This is a genomic window from Acidocella aluminiidurans (assembly GCF_055383125.1).
Window position 1 is genome coordinate 3596115 of record NZ_AP031589.1, and the last position, 20443, is coordinate 3616557.

17 protein-coding genes and 1 tRNA gene are annotated in these 20443 nt (G+C 66.1%); 9 read left to right on the forward strand and 9 right to left on the reverse strand.

Translation table 11 applies throughout. From position 1 onward, the window contains the following. Positions 1-20 precede the first annotated feature (20 nt). Positions 21-1202 (reverse strand): UbiH/UbiF/VisC/COQ6 family ubiquinone biosynthesis hydroxylase, encoded by a 1182-nt coding sequence (locus ACZ46S_RS17690; protein WP_464062800.1) that lies wholly within the window; start codon positions 1200-1202, stop codon positions 21-23. 336 nt (positions 1203-1538) lie between these two features. On the opposite strand from ACZ46S_RS17690, the gene ACZ46S_RS17695 reads away from it, so the two are divergent. From ACZ46S_RS17695 to ACZ46S_RS17730, 8 genes are all read left to right on the forward strand, one after another. Beyond that, positions 1539-2864 carry an ammonium transporter gene (locus tag ACZ46S_RS17695; protein ID WP_051060135.1) on the forward strand — a complete coding sequence of 442 codons (1326 nt, stop codon included), beginning with the start codon at positions 1539-1541 and terminating at the stop codon, positions 2862-2864. Between the two features lie 131 nt (positions 2865-2995). Next, entirely contained in the window at positions 2996-3403 is a 408-nt protein-coding gene (locus tag ACZ46S_RS17700) for a group II truncated hemoglobin (protein ID WP_295745017.1), read from the forward strand. A gap of 147 nt (positions 3404-3550) precedes the next feature. After that, positions 3551-5587, forward strand: a complete 2037-nt coding sequence (tkt, locus tag ACZ46S_RS17705) for a transketolase (RefSeq protein WP_464062801.1) — start codon at positions 3551-3553, stop codon at positions 5585-5587. 2 nt (positions 5588-5589) lie between these two features. Further along, entirely contained in the window at positions 5590-6603 is a 1014-nt protein-coding gene (gene gap / locus ACZ46S_RS17710) for a type I glyceraldehyde-3-phosphate dehydrogenase (RefSeq protein ID WP_464062802.1), read from the forward strand. A gap of 8 nt (positions 6604-6611) precedes the next feature. Continuing rightward, the gene (locus ACZ46S_RS17715; RefSeq protein WP_464062803.1) at positions 6612-7805 is read left to right on the forward strand and encodes a phosphoglycerate kinase; all 1194 of its coding nucleotides are present in this window, start codon (positions 6612-6614) and stop codon (positions 7803-7805) included. Between the two features lie 253 nt (positions 7806-8058). Next, on the forward strand, positions 8059-8961 hold the full coding sequence (locus tag ACZ46S_RS17720) for a DMT family transporter (RefSeq protein WP_295745024.1): 903 nt from the start codon (positions 8059-8061) through the stop codon (positions 8959-8961). Continuing rightward, positions 8962-9852, forward strand: coding sequence for a class I SAM-dependent methyltransferase (locus ACZ46S_RS17725; RefSeq protein ID WP_464062804.1), 891 nt, complete (start codon positions 8962-8964; stop codon positions 9850-9852). Positions 9853-9946: 94 nt separating this feature from the next. Beyond that, positions 9947-10504, forward strand: a complete 558-nt coding sequence (locus ACZ46S_RS17730; protein WP_464062805.1) for a type 1 glutamine amidotransferase domain-containing protein — start codon at positions 9947-9949, stop codon at positions 10502-10504. Positions 10505-10535: 31 nt separating this feature from the next. Here ACZ46S_RS17730 and yacG read toward each other — a convergent pair whose 3' ends face one another. The 5 genes from yacG to ACZ46S_RS17755 all read right to left on the reverse strand — a co-directional run bounded on the left by yacG (position 10536) and on the right by ACZ46S_RS17755 (position 12528). Continuing rightward, the gene (gene yacG, locus ACZ46S_RS17735) at positions 10536-10685 is read right to left on the reverse strand and encodes a DNA gyrase inhibitor YacG (protein WP_464062806.1); all 150 of its coding nucleotides are present in this window, start codon (positions 10683-10685) and stop codon (positions 10536-10538) included. Beyond that, complete coding sequence (locus ACZ46S_RS17740; protein WP_464062807.1) at positions 10682-11536, reverse strand: ribonuclease E/G; 855 nt, start codon at positions 11534-11536, stop codon at positions 10682-10684. The genes yacG and ACZ46S_RS17740 overlap by 4 nt, the downstream gene beginning before the upstream one ends. Then, positions 11533-12093: a Maf family protein gene (locus tag ACZ46S_RS17745; protein ID WP_464064306.1), complete on the reverse strand. Its 561-nt coding sequence runs from the start codon at positions 12091-12093 to the stop codon at positions 11533-11535. The genes ACZ46S_RS17740 and ACZ46S_RS17745 overlap by 4 nt, the downstream gene beginning before the upstream one ends. Beyond that, positions 12078-12296 (reverse strand): translation initiation factor IF-1, encoded by a 219-nt coding sequence (infA, locus tag ACZ46S_RS17750; RefSeq protein ID WP_008492208.1) that lies wholly within the window; start codon positions 12294-12296, stop codon positions 12078-12080. Before infA ends, ACZ46S_RS17745 begins: the two co-directional genes overlap by 16 nt. Before the next feature lie 157 nt (positions 12297-12453). After that, a tRNA-Val gene (locus tag ACZ46S_RS17755) sits at positions 12454-12528 on the reverse strand. Between the two features lie 72 nt (positions 12529-12600). Between ACZ46S_RS17755 and ACZ46S_RS17760 the strand changes: the two genes are divergently transcribed. Beyond that, on the forward strand, positions 12601-13938 hold the full coding sequence (locus ACZ46S_RS17760) for a chloride channel protein (protein ID WP_464062808.1): 1338 nt from the start codon (positions 12601-12603) through the stop codon (positions 13936-13938). A gap of 122 nt (positions 13939-14060) precedes the next feature. On the opposite strand, the gene ACZ46S_RS17765 is transcribed toward ACZ46S_RS17760, so the two are convergent. The 3 genes from ACZ46S_RS17765 to dnaE all read right to left on the reverse strand — a co-directional run bounded on the left by ACZ46S_RS17765 (position 14061) and on the right by dnaE (position 20412). Further along, positions 14061-16250: a prolyl oligopeptidase family serine peptidase gene (locus ACZ46S_RS17765; protein ID WP_464062809.1), complete on the reverse strand. Its 2190-nt coding sequence runs from the start codon at positions 16248-16250 to the stop codon at positions 14061-14063. A 108-nt stretch (positions 16251-16358) separates the two neighbouring features. Beyond that, on the reverse strand, positions 16359-16892 hold the full coding sequence (locus ACZ46S_RS17770; protein WP_464062810.1) for a hypothetical protein: 534 nt from the start codon (positions 16890-16892) through the stop codon (positions 16359-16361). Between the two features lie 109 nt (positions 16893-17001). Continuing rightward, a complete protein-coding gene (dnaE, locus tag ACZ46S_RS17775; RefSeq protein ID WP_464062811.1) occupies positions 17002-20412 on the reverse strand; it encodes a DNA polymerase III subunit alpha in 3411 nt (1136 codons plus the stop codon). Positions 20413-20443: the final 31 nt, after the last annotated feature.

Below are 20443 nucleotides of genomic sequence, written 5' to 3' on the forward strand. Positions count from 1 at the left end.
GAAACTAAGAAAGTTTTAAATCAGCGCCCCATCGCCGCCAGCATGAAGCGCTGCTTCAGCCGCGGCAGCCGCTCCACCGCCGCTAGGCCAAGGTCGCGCGCCAGCCGCACCGGCGGGAAATTGGTCGAGAACAGCCGGTCCAGCGCATCCATGCCCAGCAGCATCGCCATATTCACCGGCCGCTGCTTCGCCTGATAGGCGCGCAGCACCGATGCCGCGCCCGGATCCTGCGCTGGCGCCGCCAGCTCCAGCAGCGCCGCCGCATCGCGCAGGCCGAGATTGAGCCCCTGGCCGGCGATCGGGTGCACGCCATGCGCCGCATCCCCCACCAAAGCCAGCCTCGTATCGTAATAGCGCGAGGCATACATCGCATAGAGCGGATAGAGCCAGCGCCGCCCGGCCGGGCGCAGCGCCCCCAGCCGGTCGCCCAGCCGCGCCTGCACCTGCGCCAGCAATGCCGCATCCTCCATGCCATAAAGCAGCTTGGCGTTGGCATCGCTCTCGGTGAAGACGATGGCGGAGACGTTCGGATGCTCATCCGTGCCGGTCATCGGCAGCACCGCGAACGGCCCGCCCGGCAGGAAATGCTCCAGCGCCACATTGTTATGCGGCTTTTCATGGGCGAGCGCGAAGATCACCGCCGTCTGATGATAAGGCAGCCTTGTCACGCCGATCCCGGCCTGCTGGCGCAGCGGCGATTGCCGCCCCTCCGCCGCCACCACCAGCTGCGCGGTGAAATGCTCATCGCCGACGCTGATCTCCACCCCATCCTCATGCCGGGTCACCCGTGCCTGCGCCGGAGCGCGGACGATCACCTCGGACTCCGCCAGCGCCGCATTCAGCGCCACCCGCACCGAGCGCGCCTCGATGATCCAGCCAAACGGTTCGTCACCCACGGCGCGATGGTCGAAATGCAGCTTCAGCGGCGAGGGGGCGCGGCCGGGCTTGCCGTCCGTCACGTCGATATCCTTGATTGGGCAGGGCGCGAAGGGCAGGCGCTCCCACAGCCCGGCCTCCTGCAGCAAGGGCCGGCAGCCCTGGGCGATGGCATAGGCCCGGCCATCGAAATCCGGATGCTCCATCGGTTTCAGATCGGCCGTATCAACCAGTAACACCTTGCGGCCCCGCGCCGCCAAGGCCAGGGCCAGCGTGCCGCCCACCGGGCCGGCGCCAATGACCGCGATCTCGCATGTTTGCGTCATGACCCGATCTTGCCAGAAAATCCGGCGGCGGGAAACCGGCGGCGCCGGCGGAAATATTGCGGAGTCAATATAACCTGTCGTTCATCCATTTCGTGCAGTGAAGAAAATTTGAACAAATTATTGCCGCTAAATTAGGCAGTCTCATTTCATTCAATTGCCTCTCCGCCGCCCGCCGCCATGAATTGCCCGGCCCCCTGGCCCCGCATCCGCGCCGCCCGCTCTGGCACGCTCCTTGCTCAGCATTGATTTGCCTATCGCACTGAGCTGTCATGATCACGCGCTGCCGGCCTGTTGGGCTCCAGGCCACAAGGTAGCGCCATGAGGAACGAGGACTTGATGACGAAAAGATCTCTTTTGGGCGTGCCCGCGGGCCTCGGCCTGGCAGCGTTTGGCTGCGCCCCCGCCCTGGCGCAGACGGCCGCTCCGACCCCGACCCTGAATTCGGGCGACACCGCCTGGATGCTGACCTCTTCGGCCATCGTGCTGATGATGACCATCCCCGGCCTGGCGCTGTATTATGCCGGTCTGCTGCGCAAGAAGAACATGCTGGCGATGCTGATGCAGATGTTCTTCACCACCGCCCTGGTCACCGTTCTGTGGTGCATCGTCGGCTACAGCCTGGCCTTCACCGCCGGCTCCGGCCCGCTTGCCGGCGTGTTTGGCGGCTTCTCCCGCGTGATGCTGCAGGGCACCGGCCTCAACGGCCTCTCCGGCACCATTCCGGAGACCGTGTTCGCGTTCTTCCAGTGCACCTTCGCCATCATCACCCCGGCGCTGATGCTGGGTGGCCCGGCTGACCGCCTGAAATTCTCCTCCTCCATGGTCTTCGTCGGCGTGTGGCTGCTGCTGGTCTATTGCCCGATCGCCCACATGGTCTGGGGCCCCGGCGGCTTCCTCGGCAATCTCGGCGTGCTCGACTTCGCCGGCGGCACCGTCGTGCATATCGACAGCGCCGTTCCCGGCCTGATCGCCGCCATCATGGTCGGCAAGCGCTCCGGCTATGGCCGCGACAACATGGCCCCGGCGAATCTGGGTTATGCGATGGTCGGCGCCGCCCTGCTGTGGGTGGGCTGGTTCGGCTTCAATGCCGGCTCCGCGCTCACCGCTGGCGGTCAGGCTGGCATGGCCGCGATCAACACCCAGCTCGCCACCGCCGCCGCCGTGCTCTCCTGGGTCATCGTGGAATGGATGGTCAAGGGCAAGCCGAGCCTGCTGGGCGCCATCTCCGGCGCGGTCGCCGGCCTCGTCGCCATCACCCCGGCCTGCGGCTTCGTGCCGGTCGGCGGCGCGCTGGTCATCGGCCTGGCGGCTGGCGTGGTCTGCTTCTGGGGCGTCACCGGCTTCAAGAACATGTTCGGCTATGACGACGCGCTGGATGTCTGGGGCGTGCATGGTCTCGGCGGCATCCTCGGCGCGCTGCTCACCGGCGTCTTCGCGGTGGCGGCTGTCGGCGGCACCGGCCATTCCGGCCTGATCGACGGCAACCCGAAGCAGATCCTGATCCAGGCCGAGGGCATCATCGTCACCATCGTCTACGATGCCGTCATCTCCTACATCATCCTGAAGCTGATCGACCTGACCATGGGTCTGCGCGTCTCCAAGGAGGACGAGATCGAGGGTCTGGACATCACCCAGCATGGCGAAGTGATCCAGCACGGCTGATCCGTCTCGGATGACCGCGTAAAACAGCCCTCCCGGCGCCAGCCGGGAGGGTTTTTCTTTGCCCGCGATGATCTGGATCAAGGGAGAGGCGGATTTTATTTGCTCTCACCGTGCTTTTGGCGGGGCAGGGCATGAGCGAGGCAACAGAGCTTGATTATTATCACCGTGCCGGGGGCGCTGCTGGGGTGCGCGCCCTGGTCGAGCATTTCTACGCGGTGATGGAGACCAACCCCGCCTACAAGCCCCTGCGCGACATGCATGCGCCGGATCTGGGGCCGGTCTGCGAGGATTTCATCGGTTTTCTCACCCTCTGGCTCGGCGGCCCGCGCGACTGGCTGGCCGATCGCGGCGGCTTCTGCCTGATGAGCCGGCACGCGCCGATGGGCATCACCCCGGAGACCGCGCGGCAATGGCTGGCGGCGATGGACGAGGCGCTGGCGGCGCGGTTGACCGACACCGCCCTGCGGGCGAAAATGGCCGAGGCGTTCGCCCGTCTGGCCGATGGCATGCTCCGCATGGCGCAGGCCCGGCGCGCGTAACCGCCATGCCGCGCTGATCGACCCTCTGACCCAGGGCCGAGGGCCGGCGGTTTGGGAACAGGCGCGTTATTCTTCCCGTCCCTCGCCGGGTTGCTGCCGGGGACGTGAAGTATTATGCACGCGCCGATCATCGAGGATTGGCAGAGTATGGCGAGCATTGCGGGTAATTCGGGCAACGAGGCGGCGCTGGCCCGCCAGGCGGCGCTGCTGGCGCAGGAGCCGGGCGAGGACCGGGCGATGGCCAATGCCATCCGTGCGCTGGCGATCGACGCCGTGGAAGCCGCCAAATCCGGCCATCCCGGCATGCCGATGGGCATGGCCGACGCCGCCACCGCCCTCTACCGCAAATTCCTGAAATTCGACGCCGCCGCGCCGGACTGGTTCGACCGCGACCGTTTCGTGCTCTCCGCCGGTCATGGCTCGATGCTGCTCTACGCGCTGCTGCACCTCACCGGCCATGAGGGCATGGGCATCGAGCAGCTCAAAAGCTTCCGCCAGCTGCATTCCCCCGCCGCCGGCCATCCGGAATATGGCGAGCATCCGGGCATTGAGATGACCACCGGCCCGCTCGGCCAGGGCTTTGCCACCTCGGTCGGCATGGCGCTGGCGGAGCGCATGCTGGCCGCGAAATTCGGCAAATCCCTGGTCGATCACCGCACCTGGGTGATCGCCGGCGATGGCTGCCTGCAGGAAGGCGTCTCGCACGAGGCCGCGGCGCTGGCCGGGCATCTGAAGCTGAACAAGCTGACCGTGCTGTGGGACGATAATTCCATCTCCATCGACGGCGCCACCAGCATGTCCACCTCCGAGGACACGCTGAAGCGCTTTAGCGCCTATGGCTGGGCGACCAAACGCATCGATGGCCATAATGTCGAGGAGCTGACGGCGGCCCTGGCCTTCGCGCAGAAATCCTCGAAACCGACCATCATCGCCTGCAAGACCATCATCGGCTTCGGCGCCCCGACCAAGGCCGGCACCGCCGGCGTGCATGGCTCTGCCCTCGGCGGGGCCGAGGCGGAAGGGGCGAAGAAGGCGCTGGGCTGGAACCATCTGCCCTTCGTCGTGCCTGAGGAGATCTATACCCCCTGGCGCGAGGCCGGGGCGCGTGGTGGTGCCGCCCGCCGCGCCTGGCTGAAGCGCCTGGCCAAGCACCCGATGCGCGCCGAGTTCGAGCGCGTGATGGCCGGCAAGCTGCCCGAGGGCTGGGCCGAGGCGATGAGCGCCTACAAGGCCAGCCTGGCCGAAAGCAAGCCCAAGCTCGCCACCCGCCAATCCAGCCAGAAGGCGCTGGAAGTGCTGGTGGGCGCGCTGCCCGAGCTGGTCGGCGGCTCCGCCGATCTCACCGGCTCCAACCTGACCCTGATCAAGGGCATGGGCGATGTGCTGCCCGGCGAATATGGCGGCCGCTATATCTATTACGGTATCCGCGAATTCGGCATGGCGGCGGCGATGAACGGCATCGCTTTGCATGGCGGGCTGATCCCCTATGGCGGCACCTTCTTCGTCTTCTCCGACTATATGCGCCCGGCCATCCGCCTCGCGGCGCTGATGCATACCCGCGCCATCCATGTGCTGACGCATGATTCCATCGGGCTGGGCGAGGACGGCCCAACCCATCAGCCGATCGAGCATCTGGCCTCGCTGCGCGCCATGCCGAACCTGCTGGTGCTGCGCCCGGCCGATGCGATCGAGACCGCCGAGGCCTGGGAAATCGCCATCAAGAACGCCAAGGGCCCGAGCCTGCTGGTGCTCTCCCGCCAGGCCGTGCCCGCCATCCGCGACGCCGCCAACGGCAACAAGACGGCGCGCGGCGCCTATGTGATCGCCGAGGCCAATGGCAAGCGCGCCGCCACCATCATTGCCACCGGCACCGAAGTCTCGCTCGCCATCGCCGCGAAGAAGACGCTGGCGGCGCAGGGCATCGAGGTCGCGGTGGTCTCCGCCCCCTGCTTCGAGCTCTTCGCCCAGCAAAGTGCCGAGTACCAGAAAGAGGTGCTGGGCGATGCCCCGCGCATCGGCGTGGAAGCGGCAAGCGGCTTCGGCTGGGAGCGCTGGCTCGGCTCTGACGGAATTTTCATCGGCATGACCGGCTTCGGCGCTAGCGCCCCGGCGGAAATCCTGTACGAGCATTTCGGCATAACGGAAGCGGCAATCGTGGCCGCCGTTAAGAAAGAAGGAAACTGAACGTGGCTGTAAAAATCGCGATTAACGGCTTCGGCCGCATTGGCCGTCTGGTGCTGCGCGCGCTCATCGAGAGCGGGCGCACCGATGTGGAGCCGGTGCTGATCAACGATCTCGGCTCCGTCGCCGATAACGCCCACATGTTCCGTTACGACTCCGTGCATGGCCGCTTCCCCGGCACCGTCGAGGTGCAGGGCGACAGCCTGGTCATCACCCATAACGGCCGCACCTACGCGCCGATCAAGGTGACCGCCGAGCGCGACCCGTCCAAGGTGCCCTTGCAGGGTGTGGATGTGGCGATGGAGTGCACCGGCCTGTTCACCAAGCGCGAAGCCGCCGCCCAGCTGCTGGCCGCCGGGGCCCGCAAGGTCGTCGTCTCCGCCCCGGCGGACGGGGTGGATGCCACCATCGTCTTCGGCGTGAACCATAAATCGCTGACCAAGGAGATGCAGGTCATCTCCAACGCCTCCTGCACCACCAACTGCCTGGCGCCGGTCGCCAAGGTGCTGCACGAGAATTTCGGTATCGAGCGCGGCTATATGGTCACCATTCATTCCTACACGGGTGACCAGAAGACCGTGGATACGCTGCACAAGGATCTGCACCGCGCCCGCGCCGCCGCTCTGTCCATGATCCCGACCTCCACCGGTGCCGCCAAGGCCGTCGGGCTGGTGCTGCCGGAGCTGAAGGGCAAGCTGGACGGCACCGCCATCCGCGTGCCGACCCCGAACGTGTCGTTGATCTCGCTGGATGTCGTGCTGAAGAAGCAAGGCTCCGTGGAAGAGATCAACGCCGCCATGAAAAAGGCCTCCGAGGGCGAGCTGAAGGGCATTCTCGGCTACTCCACCGACAAGCTGGTGAGTGCCGACTTCAACCATGTTCCGGCCTCCTCCACCTTCGATGCGCCGCAGACCACGGTCGTCGATGGCGGCCTGACCCGCGTACTCTCCTGGTACGACAATGAGTGGGGCTTCTCCAACCGCATGTCCGACACCGCCGCCTATTTCGGCGCGCTGTGAGCCAGACCTTGGATAACGCCAAAGTTGCGGGGCAGCGTGTGCTGCTCCGCGCCGACCTGAACGTGCCGATGCAGAACGGCAAGGTCGCCGACGCGACGCGGCTTGAGCGTCTCGTGCCCACCATCAAGGAACTCGCCGAGAAGGGCGCGAAGGTGATCGTGCTCAGCCATTTCGACCGGCCGAAAGGCAAGGTGGTGCCGGAAATGTCGCTGAAGCCGATCGCCGAGGCGCTGGGCCGGGTGCTGGATAAGCCCGTCGCCTTTGCCGAGGATTGCATCGGCCCGGTGGCCGAGGCGGCGGTGGCCAAGCTGAAGAATGGCGACGTGCTGGTGCTGGAAAATACCCGCTTCCATGCCGGCGAGGAGAAAAACGACGCGGCGTTCTCGGAAGCCCTGGCGAAGCTGGGCGACATTTATGTGAACGACGCCTTCTCCGCCGCGCATCGCGCCCATGCCTCCACCGAGGGCGTGGCCCGGCATCTGCCCTCCTTCGCGGGGCGGCTGATGCAGGCGGAGCTGCACGCGCTGGAAGCCGCTCTCGGCAACCCGCAGCGCCCTGTGGCCGCCATCGTCGCCGGCTCCAAGGTCTCCACCAAGCTCGATCTTTTGAACAATCTGGTCGCCAAGGTGGATATTCTGGTGATTGGCGGCGCCATGGCCAACACGTTCCTGGCGGCGCAGGGCCATGATGTCGGCAAATCGCTGCAGGAGAAGGATCTGCACAACACCGCTCTGGAGATCATGAAGGCCGCCGCCGCCAAGGGCTGCGAGATCTTCCTGCCGAAGGATGTGGTGGTGGCGCAGAATTTCGCCGCCAACGCGCCGACCCAGGTGGTGAGCATCGACGCCATTCCCGCCGATATGATGGCGCTGGATGTCGGCCCGGCCACGGTGGAGGCCTTCATCCACCGGCTGCCGCAGATCAAGACCATCATCTGGAACGGCCCGCTCGGCGCCTTCGAGACCAAGCCGTTCGACCATGGCACCAACACCCTGGCCGCGGCCATCGCGCAGGCGACCAAGGAGGGCAAGGTGATCTCGGTGGGTGGTGGTGGCGATACCGTCTCCGCGCTGAAGCTGGCGGGCGTGCATCACGACCTCACCTATCTGTCCTCGGCTGGCGGGGCCTTCCTGGAATGGATGGAGGGCAAGATCCTGCCGGGCGTGGAAGCGTTGAGCAAGGGGTTTTCCAACCTCGGCTGAGATTGTTAAAAATCCCTTTCTAAATTGCAAAAGTTTTTGGGGGTATGGGGGCTTTTTTCAAAAAGCCCCCATAAACGTTCGGGGGTGGCAATAACTTTGCCACTCCCCGAACGTTTTTTGTTGCGGTCAAGCTTTTGTGCATGATTGCCCTTCGCGCGGCGCTTATGGACAGCGCGGCGCGATCTTCCTACCCAGGCTGTGTCCGCCGCGTTGGACAAAAGCCCTCCCACTCTTGTCCATTCAGGCGTCTCGCATGAGCCAGTCGGCCCTCTCCCCGTCGCTTCAGGCCCCGCGCGCGCGGGGCTTTCTGCTGCTGCTCGCCTCGGTGGCGCTGTGGGGCTTCGCGCCCATCGGCAATCGCTATTTCATCGGGCCGACCCATCTCGGCTTCCCCGCCGCTTCCTATATGGCGCTGCGCTACGCCATCGCCGCGTTCTGCTTCACCCCCGGCGTGATCGTCGCGCTGCGATCCTGGAGCGGGCGCGACTGGCTGCGCGGGGCCGTGTGCGGCTTCGCCGGCGTCTCGATCTATAATCTGCTCGCCGGCGTGGCGGCGCGCAGCGTCTCCGCCGGCATGGCCGGGCTGTTGAATTCCACCGAGACGCTGATGATCCTGCTGCTCGGCTGTCTGATCGCCCGGCGTGCGCCTGGCATGCGGACCATCTTCGCCGCGCTGCTGGGGGCGGCGGGCATCGCCTTGCTGGCCGCCTCCTCCGGCCCGGCCGAGGGTTCGGTGGGCGGCATTCTAATGCTGCTGGGGGCGGCCAGCGGCTGGGCGGTCTATTGCGTGCTGATCCCGCCGCTGATCAAGAAACACGGCGCCCTGCAATGCTCGGCGGTGACGATGTTCCTCGGCACCATGCCGCTGCTGCTGCTCGGCGGCGCCGGGCTGCCGGCGATGGTACATCTGCTGACCGGCTGGGACTGGGCCTTTGCCCTCGGGCTGGCGATTGGCGGCTCGGTGGTGGCGCTGATCGCCTGGAACAAGGGCGTGGCGGAGCTGGGCGCGCAGACGGCGAGCTGGTTTCTCTATCTGCTGCCGGTGTTCAGCGCCCTGGGCGGCCGGCTGCTGCTGGCCGAGCCTTTGACCCTGGCGGAGCTGGCCGGCGGGGTGATGATCCTGAGCTCGGTCTATATCGCGCAGAGGCGCCGCTAGATGCAGGATGGCTGGTCGCGCTGGCTGGCCACGGGGCGCGATGGCGGCGATGCCGCGGCCCGCGCCCGGATCGACGCGCAGACCCAGGGCTTCGCCGACAGGCTGCTGGCGGCGCTGACGCTGCGACCGGGCATGAAGCTGCTGGATATTGGTTGCGGCGAAGGGCTGGTCGGCTTCACCGCTCTGGCCCGCGAGCCGGCGCTGGAGGTCAGTTTCACGGATGTCTCGGCCGCCTTGTTGGAGGTCTGCCAGGCGCGCGCGGCGGCGCAGGGCTACACAGGCTGCCAGTTTCTGCAGATGCCGGCGGCCAGCCTGGCGGGGGTGGCGGATGCCAGCCAGGATGCCGTCACCGCCCGCTCCGCTCTGGCCTATGAAGCCGACAAGCCGGCCGCCTTCGCGGCGATCTTCCGGGTGCTGAAGCCCGGCGGCTGGTTTTCCATCGCCGAGCCGCTGTTCCGCGAGGAAGCGTTGGCCGCCGCCGCCATGCGCGCCCGGCTTGAGGCCACGCCAGAGCCGTCCCTGGCGCTGCTGCATCGCTGGAAGGCGGCGCAATTTCCGGATAGCGCCGAGGCGATCGCCGCCAACGAGCTGACCAATTACGATGAACGCGATCTGCTGCGGATCGCCCATATGGCGGGCTTCTCCCCGCTGCATCTGGAATTGCACATCGATATCGAACCGGCCCCGCCGCGGGACTGGACGGCCTTTCTGCACACCTCGCCGCATCCGCTCGCCCCTTGCCTGGCGGAAATCCTGGCGCGCGATTACAGCCCCGAGGAGGCCGCGACGCTGGAAGCGGCCCTGCGCCCGGTGATCGAGGCGGGCGGCGGCGCGCAGCCACGGCGGATGATCTATCTCTCCGGCCAGAAGCCGTTTCTGGCGGCCAGATGAGGAAGGCGTCACCTGGGGTTGGATTTCCGGGCGCGCTGCCCAGCTAGCGTAGTCCACCCCACAGGCGGCATCGCCGCCCAGACAGGAGGACGCAATGAGCAATCTGAAACATCTGAAAATCGCGGTGCTGGCGACTGACGGCTTCGAGCAGGCCGAACTGACCGAGCCGGTGCGCGCCTTGCACGAGGCTGGCGCCACGCCGGTGGTGATCGCCCCGCATGAGGGGCAGATCCAGGGCATGAAACATGACCAGCCCGGCGACAAGGTGAAGGTCGAGCAGCTTCTGGACCATGCCAACGCCAAGGATTTCGACGCGCTGGTGCTGCCTGGCGGTGTGGCCAACCCGGATAGTCTGCGCATCAACAAGGAAGCCGTGGCCTTCATCCGGCAATTCGTGCAGGCCGGCAAGCCGGTGGCGGCGATCTGCCATGGGCCGTGGACGCTGATCGAGGCCGGGGCGGTGAAGGGGCGCAAGCTGACCTCCTGGCCCTCCTTGCGCACGGATTTGAAGAATGCCGGGGCGGAATGGGTCGATCAGGAGGTGGTGGTGGACGGCATGCTCGTCACTTCCCGTAACCCTGACGATCTCCCCGCCTTCAACAAGGCCCTGTTGAAGCTCCTGGACTCCCACCAGGGCAGCAAGGCCGCCTAGCAATGACGGGGGCGAGCGCCCCCGTTATACCCTATTCCTGGTCCTCATCCTCGTCCTCCGGCGGGGCGGGGAGGGCGTAGCTGTCATTCAGCCAGCGGCCGAGATCGATCTCGGCACAGCGGCGCGAGCAGAAAGGCATGTGCTCCGGCGTCGCGGGCTTGTTGCAGATCGGGCAGGTCATCGGGGGAAAATCTCATGCAAAGGCGGGCGGATGCGCGGGCGCGACAGCTCGGCGAAGCCCAGATGCGACAGGCCGAGCAAATTGGGGCGCAGCGGGTCGGCGCGCAGCGCCAATCGTAGCGGTTCGATCAGCCGCTCACGCTGGGCTGCCTTCAGCCCGGCGAAATCGATCAAAATGCCGCCGCAGAGATTGCGCAGCACGATCTGCCGGGCGATTTCGGGGATCATCGCCTCATTCAGCGCCAAAGGCGCCATATGGCTGGCGGCGCCGGCATCGATATCCAGCAAGGTCGCGGCCGGGGCGGGGGTGATGTGCAGCCTGGCGCCATGGGGGAGTGCGGCCACCGGCTCATAGAGCGCTGCGATTTCATCTTCCAGCACCGCATCGAAGGCCCTGGAATCGTGGCGCATGCGGCCATCCAGGAAGGGTCGTAGCGTTGCGATTAGCGGGTAATCGTCGAGCACGATCTCCTCATCCGGACAGCGCGCGGCGAGGTCCAGCAGCGGGCCGGGGCCGCGTTCGACCAGGCCGAGTGTCTCGCCGGGCGGGCGGGGCAGGGCCTTCAGCCGCGGGCCCTTGCCGCCTTGCGCCGCGCGGGTGACGGCGACGCTGACATGGTCCCCGATATTCAGGCTTTTGGCCCCGGCGCTGTCGGGCATGAAGCCGCTCAGCTCACCGCCGAGGGACAGGAAACAGCCCGCCAGCGCCTTCTCCTTGGCATCGACCCGGGCTGTATAAATGTCGCCGACACCATCCGGATCGTCGCGGTTCCAGAGGTAAAACTCCACCAGCTCATCCCCGCACAGCCGGGCGATGCGCACCAGCGCGCCGCGCACCGAGGCGGCGATCACCGCCAGCCCAGCCCGCGCAGCAATTTGGCGGTTTCGTGCAGAGGCAGCCCGACCACGCCGGAATAGGAGCCGGCGAGGTAATCGATGAAGCTGGCGGCCAGGCCCTGGATGGCATAGCCTCCGGCCTTGCCGCGCCATTCCTCGCTGGCGAGATAATTTTGCAGCTGCGGCGCATCGAGCCGAGCGAAGCCGACCACCGACTCGACCACCCGGCAGGCGATGCGCCCATCCGGAGCACGCACGGCAACCGCGCTATGCACCTTGTGCCGGCGCCCGGAGAGCAGAGCCAGATAAGCGGCAGCCTCCTCGCGCGACTCGGTTTTATGCAGAATGCGCCGGCCGGCGGCGACCACCGTGTCGGCGGCGATGACGAACCCATCCGGCTCAGGGCGCAGCTTCTCCAACGCCATGCGCCGCGCATAGGCGCGGGGCGTTTCGCCCGGCTGGGGCGTCTCGTCGATCTCCGGGGCGGCGATGCGGGCTGGTTCGATGCCGATCTGCCGCAGCAGCGCCAGGCGGCGCGGGCTGGCCGAAGCCAGAATTACTTGAAGCGGAATGTGATCCGGCCCTTGGTCAGGTCGTACGGGGTCATTTCGACATTCACGCGGTCGCCGGCCAGCACGCGGATGCGGTTCTTGCGCATCTTGCCGCTGGTATGGGCGAGAATCTCGTGGTCATTATCCAGCTTCACGCGGAACATGGCATTCGGCAGCAATTCAGTGACCATGCCGCTGAATTCGATCATATCTTCCTTAGACAAACACACCTCGATGATGAAAAACGGGAAATCCTGCGCCCAAATGGGCCGCAACGCTTGCCGCGTCAAGGTTTTTAGGCGCCAAGCCGCCGGGCCGGGGCCGCATAAGGGGGCCGCGCCGCAAGGCTAATATGCTGATTTTACAGGGAAAAACCGGATATGGTGGGCACAACAGGGATTGAACCTGTGACCCCCACCATGTCAAGGTGGTGCTCTACCGCTGAGCTATGTGCCCATATCCGTGGAGGGGCTATTAGCGATGTTGGGAACAGGAGGCAAGAGGTTGGATTACAGGCTGGGAACGCCAATGCGGCGTTTGCCCCATCTGGCGGGGCGTTTCTGGCGGCGGCGCGCGGCTTTCTGGGGCGGCGCCTTGTTGGTGGGGGCGGTGAGCGTGCTGTTCGCCCAGGCCGCCGACGGTGCCGAACATTTATTTTTTCACTACGACTCGCGATTCTGGCTGGCGCCGTTGCTGGTGACACCTTTGGGCTATGCGTTTTGCGCCTGGGCGGCGGCGCGTGTGTTTCCAGGCTCGCAGGGCAGCGGCATTCCCCAGGCGATCGCGGCGCGGGAAATTCCGCGCGGCATGGCCAGGCGGCGGCTGCTCTCCGTGCGGATGTGCTTTGCCAAGATCGGGCTGACGGTGGTGGCGCTGATGTGCGGCGCCTCGGTGGGGCGCGAGGGGCCGACGGTGCAGGTGGGGGCGGCGATCATGCTGCAAGTGGCGCGGCTGCGCGGCTTGCAGAATGAGCGTGGGCTGATCCTGGCCGGCTCGGCCGCGGGCATCGCCGCCGCCTTCAATGCGCCGCTGGCGGGGGTGGTGTTCGCGATCGAGGAGATGAGCCGCTCCTTCGAGGTGAAGACCAACGGCATCGTGCTGACCACGGTGATCATTGGCGGCCTGGTCTCGCTCGGGCTGACCGGGAATTATACCTATTTCGGCACGTCCAACGCGGCCATCCAGGGGCTGGGCGGCTGGGGCATGGTGGTGCTGTGCGGCAGCGCCGGCGGGCTGCTGGGCGGGCTGTTCAGCCGGTTGATGATGGATATCGGGCTGTGGGCGAAAAGCTGGATCGCGGTGAACAGGCGGGTGCGCGGGCTGGCCTATCCGGCAATGTGCGGGCTGCTGGTGGCGATCCTCGGCATTCTCTCCCAGGGCGACAGTTTCGGCACCGGCTACGCCACCGCCAAGGCGGCGGTGGAGGGGATTACGCCGCATTGGTATTTCTGGCCGGCGAAATTCCTGGCGACGCTGATCACCGCTGTCTCGGGTATTCCGGGCGGGATTTTCGCGCCCTCGCTCTCGGTGGGGGCGGGGTTGGGGGCGTGGATTGCCGGCGAAGGCGGGCGGGCGGCGAGTGTCGGCGCGCTGCTGGGCATGGCGGGATATTTCTCCGGCGTGGTGCAGGCGCCGATGACGGCGTTTGTGATCATTCTGGAAATGACCGGCAATACCGGCTCGGTGATCGCGGTGATGCTGGCCTCGATGCTGGGGCTGGGGACATCGAAGCTGGTTTGTCCGCGTCCGCTTTATCATGAGCTGGCGCATGGCTTCATGCCGCCGCGCCGCACCGCGATGCCGGTGGCGCTGCGCGAGCCGGGGCATGAGGCGGGCGAAAAGCAGCCAGAAGAAAAAGCGTTATAAAAGTTTTTTGGTGCCGCTTTTTTACAAAAAAGCGGCGAGGAGGCCTGGGGTTTTGACGGCGCCGTTGCATATGCCCGAGCGTTTTCGCCGCTTTTTGAAAAAAGCGGCACCAAAAACTTTTGCTACCCTGGCTGGAAGCCAGGGTGCCCGGTGCGCCATAACGTGAAGGCCATGATGTCCGCCGTCTCGGCGTCGCGCTGGGCGCGGGTGGCGCCGAAGCCGTGGCCGCCATCATCCTCCACCCGCAGCAGGATCGGGTTCTTGGAGGCGGTGGCCGCCTGCAGCCGGGCGGCCATCTTCGTCGCCTCCCAGGGCGAGACGCGCGGGTCATGCAACCCGGTGGTGAGCAGCACCGCGGGGTAATCCACCCCGTCATGCACATGCTGGTAGGCATCCATCGCGAACAGATCGTGAAAGCCGCGTTCGGTTTTGACGCTGCCGAATTCTGGAATATTGGGCGGGCCGTTGGGGGAGAATTCGGCGCGCAACGGGTCCGAAACGCCGACCATGGAAATCGCCACCGCCGCCAGCTCCGGCCGCTCGGTCAGCAGCCGCCCGACCGTGATGCCCCCGGCCGAGCCGCCGACCACCCCCAGCGTGCGATGGCCGCAATAGCCCTGATCGATGAGATGCAGCGCGCAATCCTCCGCATCCTGCCAGCTGTGATATTTCTGCGCCTTCATCCCGGCCAGATGCCAATCCTCGCCCAGCTCGCCGCCGCCGCGCACATGCGCCACCGCGAACACCGCGCCCTGATCCAGAAACGGCAGCCAGCGCCCCATGAATTCCGGATCCAGCGCGATGCCGTAGGCGCCGTAGGCTTCCATCAGCAGCGTCGCCGAACCGTCGCGCGTCAGGCCCTTGCGGTAGAGCAGCGAGAGCGGCACATGCACGCCATCGCGCGCCGGCGCCAGCAGGGTTTCGGTGGTATAGGCGGAGACGTCGATGCCCGGCTGCGGGGCGAGGCCGGTTTCAGAAATATGGCCATCGGCGTCGGCATGGCAGAAGACGCACGGGCGCACCCAGCCTTCCAGCGGGAACCACAAGCCCTCCTGGGTGGGAATGGAAAACGCCAGATCGGGGTCGAGCGCGCCGGGAAAGGGCAAGGCGAGTGTTGTGAGTTTGCCGTCATCGCCGAGATGTCGCAGCCCCGCCAGGCCGGCATCGCGGTCGATCAGATAAAGCCCGTTTTTCGCCGCCATGATGGCGCGGATGACCGGGCGGCCGGTGGGCACGACCTCCCGCGCGTCGGCGAAATGCGGGGCGGCGGCGCTGACCTTCACCACCCGGTAATGCGAGGCGTGCTTGTGGGTGAGCAGGAAAATCTCCTCGCCGCGCACGGCGAAATCCGTCACCTGATCGGCTTGTTCGCAGATCGGCCGCCAGTCCGGCGTGCCGGCCAGCAGAGCGGGCAGGCGGGTGAAATAGAGCGCGATCTCATTGCGCACGCCTTCATTGATCTGCGCGATGATCAGATCCGAGCCCGGCGTGGCGATGAGGGTGGGGCTGTCGATCGGGGTGAGGGCGATGCCAGGGGACAGGCCCGGCCCGAGCAGCCGGCGCTCCTCGCCACCATTCAGTAGATGCAGCCAGGCGCTGGAATTTTCCTCATAGCGCGGATCGTCGATGGGGACGTCCTGGTTGCGGGTATAGAAGAAGCCGGAGCCATCGGGCAGCCAGCTGGGGTTGGCATCGTCCGTGCGGGTGAGGGCCAGAGGCGCGATCTGGCCGCTTGAGACCTCCAGCAGCCGCAGTACTGAATGTTCCGAGCCGCCTTGGGAGATGCCGAAGACCAGATGCGTGCCGTCCGGCGAAGCCTGCCACCAATCCAGCGCGGCGTGGCTGGATGGGGTGGAGAAGCGCATCGGGTCCAGCAGCAGCCGGTCGGCGCCATTTTGCCCGTCGCGGACATAGAGGCGGGTGGTTTGCGCGTCGGGCGGGCGGCGTTCGGTGAAGATCAGCCTGCCGCCGGTCTGCAGCCCGGCGACGAGGGTGAGCGCGCCGGAATTTTCGGCGATGGCGGCGGCCAGGCTGTCGCGGCCGGGGATGCGGGAGAGCACCGCTTCCGCATAGGCGGCCTGGGAGGCCGTGCAGGCGCGCCATTGCGCGTCCTCTGCCTCCATCCAGCGATACGGGTCGGAGACGCGCTGGCCCCAAAGCGTTTCGGTGAAGGGGCGGGCCGGGAAGGCGAGCTTCTGGTCGGGAACCGTGATGGGGCGCGGGGTGATATAAGGGCGGGCGGCCCGGGCGATGCCCGCCAATGCCAGGGCGGTGCCGGCGGCGAGCAGCGCACGGCGTGAAAGGCGAGGCATAGGCGGCTCCAGAATGGTCTGTTGGCGCATCATCGCGCGTCAGAGAGTGCCGTCAAGCGCCAGTTGGACGATGTTGAGCGCCGCCCTTTGAAAATACTCTGTATATATTCAGTGACGATAACCCGGAGCGGGCGGCCAGTTTTGCAGGGTCTGCCAGTCGTCGCGGGTCAGCAGCAGCTTCGTGCCGGCGGGGCATGGCGAGCTCGCGGCGGTGGCGGCGCCGGCCCAGGCCAGCACCACGCCGTCCGGCCGGGTGGCGAGGCTGGAGAAGCTGCCGCCGCCTTGGCGCAAGGCGGCCTCGGAAATCGTGCAGGCCTGGCCGGGGGCGGCCAGGGCGCTGGTGAGGATGCGGGCGGTGAGTTGGTTGGGCAGAGCCGGCTGGTGGCCGCTGGCTTTGTCCGCCGCGCCGGCGGGCATCACCAGCAATTGCCCGGGGGCGGGTGGCTGGTGGGTGAGGCGCGCACAGAGCATCAGCGCCACGAATAGCGCGGCGGCGGCGAGGTAGGAGATCAGCGGCGTGCCGGAGGGAACCAGGCGCGGATCCGGGCTGGGTGCTGATAGAACCTTTGATTTCAAAGGCTTGGTGGCAGTTTGGCGAGCGGCGTTGGACTTATTCGCCTGGTCTTTGGGCGTTTCACGCATTTTTTGTCACCTTTTCTGCCTCCCATTTAGGCGATCTTGTGCCGTTTGCGGAGAGGGAAAGATGACGAGGCGGGGTTAATTCAGTGTGAAGGCGGTATCAGGAGGCTCCTCACGCATCCTCCACCAGCTCCACCCCCGGAACCAGCTTCACCGCCTGGGCCAAACGCGGGGAGACGTTGAAGCCGCCGGGCAGGCGCAGCTCCGGGCGCGCCGGCGTGCCGGTTTTGGGCAGCAGGATGACCTGGCCCTTGCCGCGCCCCTCGCGCTCCAGCAGGGCTTTCAGCGAGGGCACGGCGTCTTCGCGGTCCAGCCAGATTTTCAGGCCTGCCCCGGCATCGCGGGCGGCATTGTCGAGCAGCTGGATGTCGTTGGCGGTCAGGCGCAGCGATTCGCCGTCCAGCTTGGCTTCGGCGGAGACCAGCAAAGCGGTGCCTTCCTCCAGCATTTCGCGGGAGCGGTTGAGCACCTCGGAGAAGAGCGTGACTTCGAAGCTGCCCTGCATGTCCGACAGAGTGAGCCACATCATCCGGCTGCCGGTGCGGGTGATGCGCTCTTTCTTCGCCCCCACCGTGCCGGCGAGTTTGACGCGCGCGGTGCCGCTTTCGGCCTTGCGTTGGATGTGGCCGGAGGGGGTGACGTCGAGGCGTTTCAGCGCCTGGGCGTACATGTCCAGCGGATGGGCGGAGATATGAAAGCCGATCGCCTCGGCCTCGAAGGCCAGGCGCTCGCTCTCCGGCCAGTCCGGCCCTTGGGGCAGGCGGATTTTCTCCGGCTCGCCGCCGCCGAACAGGCCGATCTGCCCGCTTTCGCGCTCCGCCGCGCCGGTCTGGGCGGTGCGCATGATCATCTCCGCGGCGCCGAAGATGCGCTGGCGGTTCTGATCCAGGCACTCGAATGCGCCGGCCTTGGCGAGGATCTCGAGCTGCGCGCGGGTGAGGGTTTTCGGATCGATCCGGGCGGCGAAATCGTCGATGGATTTGAACGGCTTGTCACCACGGGCTTTGACGAGCTCCTCCATCGCCCCCATGCCGATGCGCTTGATGGCGCCGAGCGCGAAGCGGATGGCGTAGCTGCCATCCTCCTGCAACTCCACCTGGAAATCCGGGCCGGATTTATTCACATCCGGCGGCAGCACCTTGATGCCGTTCTTCATCGCATCGCCGCGCAGCAGCGCCACCTTCTCGGTGTTGGCGATGGAGAGCGACATGCAGGCGGCGATGAAGGCCACCGGATGGTTGGCGCGCAGATAGGCGGTCTGGTAGGAGACCAGCGCGTAGGCGGCGGCGTGGGATTTGTTGAAGCCGTAATCAGCGAATTTCGCCATCAGGTCGAAAATCTCGTTGGCCTTCTCAGGCGTGAAGCCTTTCTCCGTGGCGCCCTTCAGGAAAATCTCGCGCTGCGTGTCCATCTCGGCGCGGATTTTCTTGCCCATGGCGCGGCGCAACAGGTCAGCCCCGGCCAGCGTGTAGCCGGCCATCGCCTGGGCGATCTGCATCACCTGTTCCTGATAGACGATGATGCCGTTGGTCTCGGCCAGGATGTGATGGATGGAGGGGTCAGGCGCCTCCCAGGGCGCGCCGCGTTTGCGGTCGCAATAATCGGGGATGTTGGCCATCGGGCCGGGACGGTTGAGGGCCTGGATGGCGACCAGATCCTCGAACCGGTCCGGGCGCATCTGCGCCAGCGCGCCGCGGAAGGCGGCGGTTTCGAAGGTGAACACGCCGGCGGTGTCCGCCCGGCTGATCATGTCGTAGGTTTTCTTGTCGTCGAGCGGGATTTTGGAGATGTCCAGCTCCACCCCCTGCTGGCGCATGAAATTCAGGCAGCGATCGATGATGGTCAGCGTGGTGAGGCCGAGGAAGTCGAACTTCACCAGCCCGACCTGTTCGACATATTTCATCGAATATTGGGTGACGAGAAGATCCGAGCGCGGATCTTTATAAAGCGGCACCAGCTTCACCAGCTCGCGGTCGCCGATGACCACGCCGGCGGCGTGCGTGGAGGCATGGCGGTAGAGGCCTTCGATCTGCTGGGCGATTTCCATCAGCCTGGCCAGCGCCTCGTCCGAATCGCGCATGTCCTGCAGTTTCGGCTCGCCTTCGATGGCTTCTTTCAATGTGACCGGCTTGGCCGGGTTGTTGGGGATCAGCTCCGCGACCTTGTTGACCTGGCCATAGGGCAGGCCGAGCACGCGGCCGACATCGCGCACCGCGGCGCGGGCCTGCAGCTTACCGAAGGTGATGATCTGCGCCACCTGGTCCGCGCCATATTCGCGGACGACGTATTTGATGACCTCATCGCGGCGTTCCTGGCAGAAATCGATATCGAAATCCGGCATGGAGACGCGTTCTGGGTTGAGAAAACGCTCGAACAGCAAGGCGTAACGCAAGGGATTCAAATCCGTAATGCGCAGCGCCCAGGCGACCAGCGAGCCCGCACCCGAGCCACGGCCGGGGCCGACCGGGATCTGGTGATCCTTCGCCCATTGGATGAAGTCCGCGACGATCAGGAAGTAGCCGGGAAAGCCCATCTGCACGATGATGCCAAGCTCGAATTCCAGCCGGTCCCAATAGTCCTTCTGGGCGTCGCCTTCGATATTTTCGAAATCCAGGCGGGCGCGCAGCCCTTCCTCGGACATGGCGCGCAGCGTTTCTTCCTCGGTGGCGCCTTCGCGGACTTTCGGGCAGCGCGGCAGCAGCGGTTTGCGCGTGCTTGTCATCACCGTGCAGCTCTGGGCGATGGCCAGCGTATTGTCGCAGGCATCGGGCAGATCCGCGAAGAGCGCGCGCATCATCGCGGCGGGTTTGAACCAATGTTCGGGAGTGACGCGGCGGCGGTCTTTCTCCGCCAGCACCCGGCCTTCGGCGATGCAGAGCAGCGCGTCATGCGCCTCATACATCTCGCGCTTGGCGAAGAAACATTCATTGGTGGCGACAAGCGGCAGCGCGAATTCCTCCGCCAGGAGCAGAAAGCCGGGCTCGGTGGCCTGTTCCACCGGCTCGCCATGGCGCTGGATCTCGATGGCCAGGCGGTCCGGAAAAGCGGTTTGCAACGCGGCGAGATAGGCGCGCGCCTCCTCGATCTGGCCCTCCGCCAGCAGCCGGCCGATCGGCCCCAGCGCGCCGCCGGTGAGCAGGAACAGCCCCTCGCTGAATTCGCAAAGCTGCTCGCGGGTGATTTGCGGCTTCACCGCATCGCCAGTGAGGAAGGAGAGGGAGGACAGTTTCTGCAGATTGGCGTAGCCGGCCTCGGTTTGCGCCAGCGCCACCACCGGATCCGGCGGCAGGTTGAAGCCGGGGCGGGTGAGGGCGAGCTGGCAGCCAATGATCGGCTGCACGCCGGATTTGGTACAGTACTGGGTGAATTCCAGCGTGCCGAACATGTTGGAACTATCGGTGATCGCCACCGCCGGCATGTTGTCGGCGGCGGCCAGCGCCGCCAGCTTGTCGGGCTTGATCGCGCCTTCCGAGAGCGAGTAGGCGGAATGGACGCGCAGATGCACGAAATCGGCGTGGGGCATGGAGGACTCCTGCGGGCAGTTTGGCCCGCGC